12 protein-coding genes are annotated in these 14,275 nt (G+C 39.2%); 8 read left to right on the top strand and 4 right to left on the bottom strand.

The features are described from left to right. Positions 1-49: 49 nt before the first annotated feature. Genes IF202_RS01840 through IF202_RS01850 form a run of 3 tightly spaced genes read left to right on the top strand, consistent with a single transcriptional unit; the run spans position 50 to position 2,162 of the window. On the top strand, positions 50-829 hold the full coding sequence (locus IF202_RS01840; RefSeq protein ID WP_191593166.1) for a TatD family hydrolase: 780 nt from the start codon (positions 50-52) through the stop codon (positions 827-829). Then, complete coding sequence (locus IF202_RS01845) at positions 826-1,704, top strand: SDR family oxidoreductase (protein ID WP_191593167.1); 879 nt, start codon at positions 826-828, stop codon at positions 1,702-1,704. The genes IF202_RS01840 and IF202_RS01845 overlap by 4 nt, the downstream gene beginning before the upstream one ends. Before the next feature lie 50 nt (positions 1,705-1,754). Then, positions 1,755-2,162 carry a hypothetical protein gene (locus IF202_RS01850; protein WP_206705339.1) on the top strand — a complete coding sequence of 136 codons (408 nt, stop codon included), beginning with the start codon at positions 1,755-1,757 and terminating at the stop codon, positions 2,160-2,162. Positions 2,163-2,258: 96 nt separating this feature from the next. Here IF202_RS01850 and IF202_RS01855 read toward each other — a convergent pair whose 3' ends face one another. Both IF202_RS01855 and IF202_RS01860 read right to left on the bottom strand, forming a co-directional pair. Continuing rightward, positions 2,259-4,178 (bottom strand): beta-ketoacyl synthase, encoded by a 1,920-nt coding sequence (locus IF202_RS01855; RefSeq protein WP_191593169.1) that lies wholly within the window; start codon positions 4,176-4,178, stop codon positions 2,259-2,261. A gap of 161 nt (positions 4,179-4,339) precedes the next feature. After that, positions 4,340-5,182: a glucosaminidase domain-containing protein gene (locus IF202_RS01860; protein ID WP_191593170.1), complete on the bottom strand. Its 843-nt coding sequence runs from the start codon at positions 5,180-5,182 to the stop codon at positions 4,340-4,342. A gap of 383 nt (positions 5,183-5,565) precedes the next feature. On the opposite strand from IF202_RS01860, the gene IF202_RS01865 reads away from it, so the two are divergent. The 3 genes from IF202_RS01865 (at position 5,566) to IF202_RS01875 (ending at position 8,461) form a co-directional block, all read left to right on the top strand. Beyond that, on the top strand, positions 5,566-6,726 hold the full coding sequence (locus tag IF202_RS01865; protein WP_191593171.1) for a GGDEF domain-containing protein: 1,161 nt from the start codon (positions 5,566-5,568) through the stop codon (positions 6,724-6,726). 467 nt (positions 6,727-7,193) lie between these two features. Beyond that, a complete protein-coding gene (locus IF202_RS01870) occupies positions 7,194-7,844 on the top strand; it encodes a TetR/AcrR family transcriptional regulator (protein WP_191593172.1) in 651 nt (216 codons plus the stop codon). Continuing rightward, positions 7,841-8,461, top strand: a complete 621-nt coding sequence (locus tag IF202_RS01875) for a LysE family translocator (protein ID WP_191593173.1) — start codon at positions 7,841-7,843, stop codon at positions 8,459-8,461. Before IF202_RS01870 ends, IF202_RS01875 begins: the two co-directional genes overlap by 4 nt. A gap of 68 nt (positions 8,462-8,529) precedes the next feature. Here the strand turns inward: IF202_RS01875 and upp are convergent, their stop codons facing one another. After that, the gene (gene upp / locus IF202_RS01880) at positions 8,530-9,186 is read right to left on the bottom strand and encodes a uracil phosphoribosyltransferase (RefSeq protein ID WP_191593174.1); all 657 of its coding nucleotides are present in this window, start codon (positions 9,184-9,186) and stop codon (positions 8,530-8,532) included. A gap of 261 nt (positions 9,187-9,447) precedes the next feature. Here upp and lon point away from each other — a divergent pair, with 261 nt between their 5' ends. Further along, positions 9,448-11,877 (top strand): endopeptidase La, encoded by a 2,430-nt coding sequence (lon, locus tag IF202_RS01885; RefSeq protein WP_191593175.1) that lies wholly within the window; start codon positions 9,448-9,450, stop codon positions 11,875-11,877. A gap of 130 nt (positions 11,878-12,007) precedes the next feature. After that, entirely contained in the window at positions 12,008-13,387 is a 1,380-nt protein-coding gene (locus IF202_RS01890; RefSeq protein ID WP_191593176.1) for an MATE family efflux transporter, read from the top strand. 19 nt (positions 13,388-13,406) lie between these two features. Here the strand turns inward: IF202_RS01890 and IF202_RS01895 are convergent, their stop codons facing one another. Next, positions 13,407-14,171, bottom strand: coding sequence for a TlyA family RNA methyltransferase (locus IF202_RS01895; protein WP_191593177.1), 765 nt, complete (start codon positions 14,169-14,171; stop codon positions 13,407-13,409). Positions 14,172-14,275: the final 104 nt, after the last annotated feature.

Here is a 14,275-nt window from a genome sequence, read left to right on the forward strand (position 1 = left end):
GATTTTTATAAGCTAGCGTTCAGCACCATAAATCATATAATCTTTATGCATGCTTATAGATAGCCATTGTCACCTTGATTTTGATTTATTTGATGACCAGAGAGACGCATTGATGGCCAATTGCCTCAATAGCGGAGTGCTGGGTTTTCTTGTGCCTGCAACAACTTATGCTAGTTGGTCGAAATTAGAAATGCTCGTAAAAAAATATCCACAGTGGCGCGCTGCTTATGGTCTACACCCGTATTTTTTGCAAGAAGCCTCTTTGAGTCAGGTTGATTTACTAGGTGAGCAATGTGAAGCAGATCGAGTGGTTGCTGTAGGCGAAATTGGCCTAGACTATTGGCCTGATTCTGTTGATATGACGCTTCAAATAGAATTTTTCTCTCGTCAGTTGATGGTTGCTAAACTGTTAAAATTGCCTGTAATTTTACACGCAAGAAAAAGTTACGATTTAGTTTTAAAGTGTTTACGCGATGCTCGTTTTGATGAAGGAGGTGTGGTTCATGCTTTTAACGGTAGTTTTGAACAGGCAAAACGATTTTTAGATATGGGTTTTGTTCTAGGTATAGGCGGCACCATTTCTTATCCAAGAGCGAAGAAAGCACATAAAACATTGAGCCTTTTAAATCCTAACGAATTCGTACTGGAGACGGATTCTCCAGATATGCCCTTGAGTGGCTTTCAAGGTAGAATTAATACACCACTTTCTGTTCTGGCTATTGCTAAGCATGTCTCCATGATAAGAAATGAGAGTATAGAGCAGATTGCTACACAGACGTATGCTAATCTACTTAGAATTTTCCCTAAGTGGTATGAGGACTTGCTTTGAATACAGTACAAGATATTAATGCCCCTATTCGTATTCTTCTTTTGGGGAGTAACACTGAGGTTGGTTCGTCTTTATTGCAGCTGTCGAAAGAGAATAGTGCATTTGAATGGCTGTGTCCGAAAGAATCCGTTTTACTAGGATCTGATGCGCAAGCTGAGTTAAAGGAAATGAAGTTCGATGTTGTTATTGATGCCTTGAGTTTACGTTATTCTTTACAGAGTGATTATGGGAATTTTCAATCTATCTTAACGTATTTGAGTGAAAAGCTCAGCGCGCCGCTTATTATGATTAGTAGTGCCCGAGTTTTTTCCGGTAATAAAGAGATTCCTTATGCCGAAACAGATGAACCTGATAGCACAGACCCTTATGCATTAGCTTTGATTGAAGCCGAGTCTATTGTATTAAAAAATTCTAAAAATATTGTACTGCGTACTGGTTGGTTGTTTAGTGGGCAAGGTGATGATTTTGTTTGTAGGACATTAGGGCTTATTCAAGATGGCGTTAATCTTGCTTACAAAGATGACTTGATTGGTAGTCCAACACCTATATCAGATCTTGTACGTGTTGTTTTATCAATGGTTAATCAAGGCCATTATGGGTCTAAAAATAAAGGTATCTACCATTATTGCTGCGCCGAAGAGATTAGCTGGATTGGCTTGGTAGAAGCTATTCTTGCTACGTCTGGCCAATTTGATCCAAAAGCACAAGTGGAGGTCGAAGCCATTGGTAATGCATTTCCTGAGGCTCCAGAAAGTACTATGCTTAGGCAGTCGTTGTCTTGTCGAAAAATTTTTAATAACTTTGGTATTAAGCAAAGACCATGGCGCTTGAAATTAAGAAATCTCGTTAAAGAATTGTATCAAACCGGTTTGTGAGTATGGCATATCGTTTATAAATCAAGATAGCAGGGATTGATGTGTATAGAATGAATTACAAAGCAATAATGTTGGCTTTTTTACTTCAAATAATCGCTGGGGTGGTCTGGTATGCTTCGACACCTGTTTCATTTTTAGGACGCTACTTTTCAGAAGGTATAAGCATACTTCCTTCTATAGAATTAGCTCTTACGTTTATTTTATCAGTATTTATATATTTGTTGTTTATCGCTTGGCTTTTATCAAAAGTGCGAATTCCATCATGGTTTGGGCAATTCTTTTTGGTGATTGGCATATGGCTATTCATTGTTATGCCTAACTATGTCTTTGTGAGCCTATATCTTGATATTAGTGAGCCAGATGCTATTTATATTTTATCTTATGGCGTCGTGAATTGCGTTATAGCAGCTGTTATTTTACCGTTATGGCGGTCTTCTCGGTCTATATTTAAAAGTTAATTTTGAATAGTGCGGCGGGTAGGTAAAAAATCTAGAGATGTTTTTTAGGAAAACAAATCAGTACAACATTTTAGCCTGTTGTACTGATTTTTTATTTTATTTTAGATCACTGTATTCGTTTTCTATATTACTAAGGTCAACGGCAATGTCGTAGCCAGGTAAATGTATTGCTTGGTTTGTGATATCTAGATCTTCACCTCCCAACACATTGAATCCAAATTTATAAATAGGCAGAGATTCTCCTCGAATAGCCGCCTGGTTGTAAGCTTCAGCTGCTTCCACAACGATTGCATTTTTCTTTTTATAGCTCTTTATTTCTTCTTCATTATAGCGTTTTTTTAGCATTTTCATTGTTTGGTGGGGCGAGAGTAAAACTGCTGTGGCGTTGTTACCGCCAAAGCCTTTCGAATTCAATAGCGCCGCCTCAAAGTAACCCTTTCCATACGCTTCATGTTTAAGCTGAAACTTTAGACCTTCTTGATACACATCATCAGCAATAGCGTCTGATGTTGTAATACCAGGTAGGATACCGTCCTTCCAAACACCTAAAGATAAGTGAAGCTGGTCTCCGCCAGCAGTACCTTGTGAATGCCCTAAAAAGGCTTTCATTGCAACAACGGGGATACTTTTTGCACCAAAGCTGGTAGCGGCTTTACTCAGTACATGAGACTCAGTAACTCTATTTTGCGGAGTACTTGTACCATGAGCCTGAATGAAGGTGCGTTGAGTCAGACCTTCATTTCCTATGACATTTTCCAAATAAGCCATGGCTTTACTCATGGTTAGATAGTTGCCAATGCCAGGTGCTGAAATGGATTTTTTATACCCATCTGCATGAGAAAAAACGGCAGGAATAGCGCCGAAAATTTCGGCACCTAGCTCAATTGCTAGTTCATCATCCATCAACAAAGTCCACTGACTTGATTCACCTATAGTGAAACCACAGTTTTGAGCAAATGGACGACAGCTACGTGAGTGGTCAGGTTCTGCCTGGTTATTTATTTGGTCAAGAGCCAGTAATGCAGTATCCTCTGCAAGGGCTCCCATAGTTCTAAACCCTTCAATGATCTCTGGTGTAATTGGTGCATCGCTCCCGCCGACCATAGTGACACGAAACTTACCAGATTTTATCCCGTCGATCGCTTTTTCTAAATTGAAAAAATAGGTCGCACAAGCACCCATGGAGGTGCCTACATTACCGACACTACCCAGAATATAGGCGTTCACAAAATCCGCTGGCATTTGAGCATAACCAAGAGGAAGGTGTTTCGATGTTGTACGCTTTCCCATGAGAGCCGATTTCAGCATGCCGCCAAAACCAAGATCATCCATCTGTCCAATAGAGTTCGCTGCATAAACAGCCATTTGATCGGGAGCAACTTTGCTGCGGATGACTTCCCAATCAATACCGCTACTTTTTACGGCGTCTGATGCACCATAAACTGTCATTTGTAGGCCGCGAGGGTGATTTCGGCTCTGGTATAACTTCGAAGGGTCAAACCCTGTAGGTAGCTGGCCTGCTGATTTTACAGACAGAGCTTTAGTATCTTTAATGAATGTCTCTAGATTGCCGTCAACGACTACTTCACTTAGGGTGTCTGATATTTCAGTTACTTGCCAATTCGTAGGGCGGTTTAATGGTAGCGATCTTGTTTTCGTTGTGAAGCTAAGTTTTTCTTCTGTGTTGCTAGAGCTTAAAACAGTCGATTTATGTAAAACGACGTGATCAGCATCAAATAAGCTTGGGTGGATACGGCGAATCAATGTTCGTGCGAGTAACGATTCGCCAATGCTATCAATTAATGCGGCTGCATCTAGCGCTTCGCCGCTGTCTGTATACCAAACATCATTCTTACATTTTGCCATGTTGGTTAGAGTGGCAAGATCAAGTAAAACGTCCTGCTGGATCGAACTTGGTAGAAGATCAAAAACAATTCGACGATATGCTTGATGTGAAGATGTACGACCAGCCGAATTGATTCCGCCAAAGCCAACAATAACAGGTAAACGGGCCAATTGAATTTCCTCGTTTTAGGAGTGGGTAAAATATTAGGGTATTGTAAAGGAGGGGAGGGCCTTTTAGCCACCCCCTATAAAGTGATTTAGCTACACTAATGTGGGTTTATCATGTTTTCGATTAGCTTTTATTACCTACAAATCGAAGTTAACTGCCATTTTTAGTTTTCTTCATGGTTATTAAAGCGCCATAACTTGTTGTAGTTAATTAGACCTTCTATTTCTTCTATGTAGGCTAAGCCACGTTCAGAGTAGTTTATTAATCCATTAGTAAGGCTAAGACCCGTTATAGACTCTTGGTTTTGCCTAAGGTTTGAACGTGAAGCGCGGAGAGTTTTGTAGGCGTTATTGCTATTCAAATTGTCTATATAAGCAAAAACAGACTCTCGAACATCGTGAAATTTACGAACTTCATGATCCGCATCGATGTCTCTTGATTCAGGCACTAAACCACAGCCTTTTTTGAAGCACCATTGGCCAAAAAAATTATTACCTTTGGTTGCAAAGCGAGAAGTCCCCCAAGCAGACTCATTTGCCGCTTGAGCTAATGCAAGGGAAGCAGGAACAACGTCAACATGATCTAATAACTCTCTTAAATCGTCTTTTGAGTAGTTATTAAGTGTCTTTAACTTATGTGATTTTCTAAGCGTTGAAATCCATACTTTATTTTTCTTAGACAATTTTTTATTGTTGTCTATTAGGGCTAATATGCGCTCACGATCTTTAAGGATAAGAGTATTTTTCTCATATACGAATTGTGCTAAATAGTTAAAAAACGTTTTCTTCCGTTCTTTTATATCTGTTATGGATTTAAAGTTAGGAGGCGTTGCATCAATAGGATGAGACTTGAAGTAGCTTTTCTCATAAGGGCTTGCTTCATTTTCACTTTGGTAGTCATCAATTGAGTTATTGTCCTGATTTTTTTCGGACTGATAGCTAATGAATGAACTCAATATAATGAGTATCAGTATGGGATAGACTGTCCAGAGTATTTTCTTTTTCATAAGAGTACGATTCTCAAATATATATTATTTCAGGTTTGCTCTTCATTAAGTAATTACCTAAGTAATTAGCTAGAGTTCCTTGATAAAAAGTTTCTCATTATCCTCATTATAGACTTACTTTAATAGGTTTGAACGAAAGCTTTCACAATTTCCCTTACTGCTTCCTTACAATTTTAGGGCTTGAATATGACCTCATTAAGTATAGAAAGAGTATCAATCACATTAATATTACGGGATTGTTATGTGGCTTCTATCGCTAACTCATCAGTTCTCTCTTTGGTTTTTAACTCATATTATTGTGAATGAATTAATGAAAAATAATCTTTTTCGAGGCAATATGTCGTTTATATTTAATCGAATGGTTCGATGGGTTTAAGGTTTTTATGTCTGAGCGTTTAAGTTCATTGTTAATTCCGTGTTTAATTTTAATAGTGAGTGTCTACGCGAGCTTACACGTTAGTCAGTTACCGCCGTTATGGTTCAGTCTGTTACCTTTATTACCGCTTATCTTAGCTAGTGTCGCTATTTTACTTGCTTGGCACTTCAATAAAGGTCGAGTATTTATTCTTGTATTATTACTTTTGATTCCAAAACTGTATGGAGACTTCGATCAGGGTGCGTCATTAACTGCATACTTAGTTGTATCTTGTTTTTGTGTCGCGTTATTAGGTTTTGTGTCTGAGAGAGGTTTTTTCAACAGATTTGCAGTTAATCGAATACTGTTTGTGTTGATGTTGGTTTGTTGGTGCTATGCAATTGAACGTAGTTGGGTGTCGTTTGCTTTCTTAGACAGTGCCTTTCTTTACACCTCTACTAGTTGGTCTACTGTTTTACTTTGGTTTATTTTAGTTGTTAGTTCATCTGCGTTAGGTATTGCGTGGTGGCTGAGTAGTGACATATTCAGAGCATGTGGATTAATTAGTATTGTTAGTCTGTTAATTGTCAGCCATTTTGCTATTTCTGGTGTTCAATTTGATACGCTTTTATCTGCACAACTTTTACTGTGGATTTGGTTTTTGTTGATGGAAAGTCACCGAATGGCCTATCTCGACGATATGACTAAGCTTCCGGGAAGGCGGGCATTAAACGAAAAATTGGTGGGATTGCCTAGGCAATACGCTATTGCTATGGTTGATGTTGATCATTTTAAAAAATTTAATGACACTTATGGCCATGATATGGGAGATAAAGTACTTAAAAGTGTGGCGGCTCAACTGAAACGTTTTTCTAACCCTGGTGTGGCTTTTCGATATGGTGGTGAAGAGTTTACGATTGTATTTCGTAATAATAAACATCTTGATGATGTAGTTAATGTGCTAGAGCTTGTTAGGGAAAGTATATCTGATGCACTAGTAGAAGTGTTTGATCCAAAAAAGAAGAAAGAAATCGACGTGAGTGTTACCGTTAGTATTGGTGTTGCTTTTGCCTCTCTTGGTGAGCTTCCTGATTCTGTATTGAAACGGTCAGATGAAGCCTTGTATGAATCGAAAAAGAAGGGACGGAACCGCGTTTCAAAATCTCCAATGCCTAAAAAACTGCAATAAATGTAAATAATTGATCGATCGGTCAATTATTTACATCCAAACTATTGCACTGAAATATCACCTGTCTATAATCAATGCATCATTTTTATAAGTGTCTGTGCTGTATGGTTTATTTTAATCGTTTTTAATAACCACAAATTAGCATGGCTCCTCCGGCTTGTAATCTTCGTTGCCGGCAATGGGTTCTTCCATTGATTCAAGAACATTGATTTAGCAATGGTATATTGCAATCAATTACAGCGCCAACGTGGTGTAGCAGTTAGCCTAGTGACGAATGCCTATAGTCACTAACGTCTCTGCTACGAGGGGAAATGGGGAGCTTCGGCTCCCTTTTTTTATGCTGATTTTTTGTTATCACTTCGTGCCTATTCTAAAAAATGCTATTCTTATGACGTATTGCTAGGGATGATAATGCAATATGAGAATATCCCCCTTTTTAGTAGATATTTGATCAGCGAGGCTAATCCTTGAGTGAAGTTAAACGACCAAAAGATCAGTTGAAATCTCATATTCGAGCACAAAACCAAGAGCTTATTTTAGAAACCTCAGAGCGTGTTTTTGCTCGCCAAGGCTTGGCCAAAACCACAACGCAGATGATTGCTAATGAAGCAGGTCTTCCCAAGGCTAATATTCATTACTACTACCGTTCTAAAAAAGATTTATTAGAAGCGGTATTAGGGCGAATTCTTCATCTTTGGCTGAGTTCTGTTAGCGAATTTAATGTTGATGATGGACCACAAAAGAACTTATCACGTTATATTAGTGAAAAAATAGAACAATCTCGTCTTAATAAAAACGCATCAAAAGTTTTTGCCATGGCTCTGATTGGCGAAGAAGATTTCGTTTTGGATTATTTGAGGCGATTATTTGTCACTGAATTAGCACGAGAGAAAGCCACGATACAAATATGGGTAGATAAAGGGTTAATGGCTCCGGTTTCTACTGAGCATCTTTTTATCAGTATTTGGGCAATGACTCAGACTTATGCGGATTTTGATGCACAAGTTAAAATCATGTTACAAAAAGAAAATTTGGAAGAATCGGACTACGAGGATGCTAAGCAATTTATTACGCGTATGGTGTTGGCTGGTTGTCGAGTAATAGAGGATGAGATATGACATTAGAAAGTGGTATTACTTTTTTCTTCGCAATTTTGATTTTTGCTGTAACGCCAGGTCCTGGAGTCTTTGCTGTTATTGCGAAAAGTATGACGAAGGGTGCCCGTGCTAGTGTTTCTCTTTGCGTTGGCATGGTGATGAGTGACATTGTTTATTTAGTTATGGCGTGTTTTGGATTGGCTGCGATTGCATCTGCTTGGGAAGGCGTTTTCTTAGTGATTCGTTATGTTGGTGCAGCGTACCTTATCTATTTAGGTTGGAAAATGTGGGTGTCGCCAGTATCAACATCTACCGCAGATTTCGCACAGCTTGAGTCAAAAAGTGAAGTGGCGAGCTTTATTCAAGGCTTTATGATTTCAGCATCGAACCCTAAGGTCATTCTTTTCTATGTTGCATTTCTGCCGACCTTTATGGATTTAACCGTATTAAGTGGGTTTGATATTGTCATAGCGTCTGTTCTTGCTTTTACAGCACTTATGTTAGGCATTAACCTTATTTCTGTGTGTGCTTCTCAAGCGAGGCGTTTGATGAAATCTGAGCGTTCTATGAAAACGTTAAATCGTGCATCGGGTGGAATTATGGCAAGTGCTGGGGCTTTTTTAGCATTGAAGAGTTAGCCTGAAATAGCTTTTAAAAAGCCACTTTTTCTTAATGAAAAAGTGGCTTTTCACTTAAATTAATCAGCTTATCGGGTACCGTAAATACGGTCTCCAGCATCACCAACACCTGGACGAATATAAGCGTTTTCGTCTAATTCTCGGTCAATTGCGCCAATATACATAGCCACATCTGAATGTGCTTTTTTGAATGCTTCAATGCCTTCAGGAGCGGCAAAAAGACAGATAAAACGAATATCAGTAGCACCCATTTCTTTCATTTTATCGATTGCCATAATGGCAGAATTACCTGTCGCAAGCATTGGATCAACGACGATAATGGTACGTTCGTTTACCGAATGAGGCATTTTTAGGTAATACTCAACTGGTTGTTTTGTTTCAGGGTCACGGTATAAGCCAACATGACCAACACGTGCTGAAGGAGATAATTTTAGTACACCTTCCGCTAAACCATTACCTGCTCGCATGATGGTCACGATACAAAGCTTTTTACCTTTTAGTGCTGGGCACATAGCTTTTTCTAATGGCGTTTCTATTTCAATATCTGCCGTTTCTAAGTCTCTAGTGGCTTCATAGCCAATAAGAGTACCTAGCTCTTCAACTAGCATGCGAAATTCACGTGTACTGGTATTTTTATCGCGAAGACTTGTTAGTTTATGTTGTACAAAAGGGTGCTTGATCACAAATATGTCTTTGTAGGTATTAAGCAGTTCGTCGCGGGTCATTGGCCTTTCCTTTATATCGCTTGGGGCGTTGATTGATGAGTGTCTTGCTCTCTGTTTATATAATAGCATTAAGTGTATATCGACCAAATAGTTAATCTTGTCCTTTTGGTTGGTATTTTAGAGGTAAGTAAGAAGCTTAAAAGACTTAGTTTAGTGTTGTTTTCGCTAAGATCGTCATTACATAGAGGGTAACCTAATAGAAAATCACATCGCGGCTTCATGCTTTGAAATAAGTAAGATGGATTTATTGAGATATTTATTATGAACGATGACGAACAATATATTGATATAGAAAATGATGAAGGTGTAATGCCAGAGGAAGGGGTTATTAGTGACCCTAAAGGGTTAGCACTACCTGATGATGTTCTACCGGAAACTTTATTTATACTCCCGCTTTCTAGCCGTCCATTTTTTCCTGCACAAGTCCAACCTGTTATGGTGGATGCAGATAAATGGGAAGACACATTAGAACGCATAGCTGAGCATCCACAAGCTGTTGTTGGTTTGGTGTACGCTGAAAAAGCCGGTAGTAAAGCGCCTTCTGTTGGATCGTTCCGTTCAATTGGTTGTGTGGCTAGAATGCACAAAGCTGAGAAACAAAACGATAAGCTTACTTTTTTAGCGCAAGGTGTTAAGCGTTTTGAGGTTGTTGAGTGGTTGAGTGATACGGCTCCATATCTGGCCCGAGTTCGCTATATAAGTGATGTAAAGTCTAATGACGATGAGTCCAAGGCTTATTCCATTGGTATCTTAGACGCGATTAAAGAATTGATTCGCCTAAATCCTTTATTCAGTGAAGATCTAAAGCAGTATTTAGGACGTTTTTCGTTTAATGAATCTGGTTTACTAGCCGACTTCGCCGCTTCAATTACGTCTGCAGAGCCAGATAAATTATACGAGGTGTTAGCGACGATACCGGTGAAAACCCGCATGCATTTGTCTCTTATATTATTAAGAAAAGAGTTAGAGATAGCTCGGCTACACAATGAAATCAGTGCAGAAGTAAACGACAAAATTAGTCAGCATCAACGAGATTTTTTTCTTAAAGAGCAGCTTAAAATCATTCAGAAAGAACTCGGTATTTCTAAAGATGACCGCACGTCAGATGTAGAAATGTTTGAGTCCCGTCTAGAGGGGAAAACTTTAACAACAGCCGTGAGTGAAAAAATTCAAGATGAACTACATAAATTAAGTATTCTTGAAACGGGTTCGCCAGAATATGGCGTAACACGTAATTATTTGGATTGGGCGACGTCGTTACCTTGGGGTGTTCATTCTAAAGATAACTTAGATATTGCATTAGCTCGTGATGTTCTCGAATCTCATCATGCAGGACTGGGAGATATCAAAGATCGCATCGTCGAGTTTTTGGCACTGGGTGCACACCGAGGCGAAATGGGTGGAAGTATTTTGCTACTCGTAGGTCCCCCTGGCGTCGGTAAAACTTCGATTGGTAAGTCGGTTGCTGAATCTTTAAATCGTAAGTTTTACCGTTTTAGTTTAGGCGGAATGAGAGACGAAGCTGAAATTAAAGGTCATAGACGAACCTACATAGGTGCTTTACCAGGTAAGTTTGTACAAGCGTTAAAAGATGTTGAAGTAGAAAACCCCGTCATTATGCTTGATGAGATAGATAAAATTGGCAACTCTTTTCAGGGTGACCCTGCGTCTGCATTACTGGAAGCGTTAGACCCTGAACAGAATAGCGAGTTTTTAGATCACTACTTAGATATGCGTATTGATTTATCAAAAGCTTTATTCATCTGTACGGCAAACCAATTAGACACGATTCCTTCTCCTTTGTTGGATCGGATGGATGTTATTCGTTTGTCTGGCTACATTGGTGATGAAAAACTGGCCATAGCGAAGCAGCATTTGTGGCCGAAGTTGCTCAAGAAAAATAAGTTACTGAAAAAACAGTTGAACATTACAGATGCGGCATTGCGTCATATTATCGAGCACTATGCTCGTGAAGCAGGTGTGCGAGGTTTAGATAAACTCTTGCAGAAAGTTTTACGCAAATCTGTTGTTACCTTGATGACAGGTGAAAAAGACCACATCAATGTAGGAATTAAAGATGTTGAAGTTTTGTTAGGTATGCCTTACTTCCGTCCTGAAAAAACCTTACAAGGGGTTGGTGTTGTTACTGGTTTAGCTTGGACATCAATGGGAGGAGCCACTTTGCCGATTGAAGCAAATAAGGTGCATGAATTAACTCGCGGCCTAAAACTCACAGGTAAGTTAGGTGACGTAATGAAAGAGTCTGCTGAAATTGCTTATTCTTATGTGTTTTCACATACGAAGAGTTATCAAAAATCACCAGAATTTTTTGATAAAAGTTTGATTCATTTACATGTTCCTGAAGGGGCGACACCTAAAGATGGGCCAAGTGCAGGTGTAACTATGGCGACGGCATTAATGTCTTTGGCTCGAAACGAACCTATTCGTAGAGGGTTAGCTATGACAGGGGAGCTGACATTAACGGGTCAGGTGCTTGCCGTTGGAGGCATTAGAGAAAAACTGATTGCTGCGAAACGAAGTAAAATAAGTGAAATTATATTACCTGAACCTAATCGTCGAGACTTTGAAGAATTACCAGACTCAGTGAAGGAGGGGATGACTATTCATTTCGCGGAACGTTTTTTGGATGTGGAGAAAATAGTTTTTAATCGAGATAATAATCTTCACTAGATTTATCCTCAAAGTAGGCATTCTCTCAATAGCCTATACATGAGAAAATAAAAAAACCGGACAAGCAATGGCTTGTCCGGTTTTTTGCATTTTTCAACGCTTGGTTACACATAATATTCAAAGGGGTTTCATGTCCAACTCAGCAAAACTTACACAAGGCTCAACCTTTAAGCATGTTGTCAGCATGTCTTTAATGGGGGCGCTTGGTTTGATGTGCATGTTCGTTGTTGATCTTGTTGATATGTTGTTTCTTTCTATGTTGGGTGAAAAAGAAGCTGTTGCGGCTGTTGGCTTTTCTAGTGCGATTCTTTTTTTCACTATCTCTTTAAGTATTGCTGTTTCTATTGCAGCTACGGCGTTGGTTTCTAAGGCGATAGGAGAAGGCGATATTGAATTGGCAAAGCGCCGTGCTGTAAATGTGTTGGCGTTTGGCATATTTTTTTCTTCAGCGGTCGTTTGGCTAATGTGGCCTAAAATTCCAAATATTCTTTTATTTGTTGGTGCGACAGGCCGAACACTCGATTTAGCAACAGGGTATTTACAAATTCTAGTGCTCGGTATGCCTGCTGTTATGATCAGTATGATTGGCTCGGGTATTATGCGTGCTCTAGGAGATGCCCGTCGTGCTATGTATGCCACACTTATTGGTGGGTTGATTAATGCTGTATTAGACCCAATTTTTATTTTTGCTTTTGGTTTAGGCGTACAGGGTGCAGCTATTGCGTCACTGCTGGCGCGTTTTTCTATGATTGCGGTGTCCTATTATGGCGTTGTTTATGTTCATAAAATGCTAGGCGAGTTTGATTTAATGGACTTTTTTAAAGATGCTAAGTCCATTACTGTCGTTGCGGTTCCTGTCATGCTGACTAATATGTCTTCGCCTCTGGCTAATGCCATTGTGATGGCACACACGTCGACTTTTGGTGATGATGCGGTTGCTGCGGTCGCTGTGATTGGGCGAATTATTCCTGTGGTATTTGGTGGTGTCTTCGCTTTATCTGGGGCAGTTGGCCCTATTTTAGGCCAAAACTATGGTGCAGGGCGTTTTGATCGTATGCATAGCACAATAAGTAGCGCTGTGATTTATGCTTTTGGTTATTGTATGGTGTTGTGCATTATTTTGTATCAAATGCAGGATTGGCTGGTGGACGTTTTTAATGCCACTCAAGGTAGTGCGGATTTGATTCGATTCTTTGCCACTTTTGTTTCTTTTAGTTTCTTTTTTCAAAGTCTTTTGTTTATTTCGATTGCAGCTTTTAACAATCTAGGTAAACCATTGAATAGTACTTTGCTTAATTTTGGTCGCGCTACGTTTGGAACATGGCCTTTAATTGTTGTGTTTTCTTTATTCATGGGTGCTGAAGGTATACTTTTTGGCCAAGCGATAGGCTCAGTAATATTTGGATGCTTAGGGCTTTATATGGCGAGAAACTACATTACCCAATTGGAGAAAAAGGAAACGAAAGACATGGTATCAAGTCGGCCTATTAATTTTGATGAGTTGATTTAAATAAATCCATAGTCATAGCTTATGATTCCCTCTGTGTTGCCCACAATAAATACTCTTGGTTTCCATCTCCACCCTTAATTGGACTCTCTATATAACATTTCACTTCAAATCCTAATGTTTTAACGAAAGCCTGTATGTCTTTTGTAAGTTGGCTTACACGTTGCTTGTTTTTTACTATTCCTCCTTTTCCAACGAACTCTTGGCCAACTTCAAATTGAGGTTTGACTAGTGTAATAAGGTGTCCAGTTGTGTTTAATAAACTTGGAAGTTGGGGAAGTATTTTAGTTTGAGAGATAAAAGAGACATCCATTACTACAAGGTCAAAGCCATTTTCTGGAAAATGGCCATTCAAATCTTCAATACAAAGATGACGAGCATTAACGCCTTCTAAACAAGTTACTTTCGGGTTATTACGTAATCTAGAGTCTAGTTGATCATGACCGACTTCTACACCGAGAACATGAGCTGCACCGTGCTGAATAGCGCAATCACTAAAGCCTCCTGTAGATTGGCCGATATCTAATACTTGGAAACCTGCAATGTTGAGTTGAGTGTGCCGTAATGCCCCCTCAAGTTTCAGTGCTCCACGAGAGACATATTTATCCGCTTCGTCGGGTGTAAGGTCTATTTCTATATCTGCAGGTAGTTTAAGGCTTGGTTTGTTAACGAGTGTCCATTTTTTATCTTGTTTATACGCTACTCGACCTGCGCTGATAAAGGTTTGTGCCTGTGAACGTGACTTGGCTATGCCTTGTTCTGTAAGTATTAGGTCGATACGTAACATAAAGAAACTCAATAGTTAGTGTAATAAACACAAATTTTAGCAAAAATTGAATAAGCAAAATAGATTTATAAGAAAGAAGCAAAGTCTGCTTTAAAATTGTTGAC

It is taken from the genome of Marinomonas colpomeniae (assembly GCF_014803385.1).
GTDB lineage: Bacteria > Pseudomonadota > Gammaproteobacteria > Pseudomonadales > Marinomonadaceae > Marinomonas > Marinomonas colpomeniae.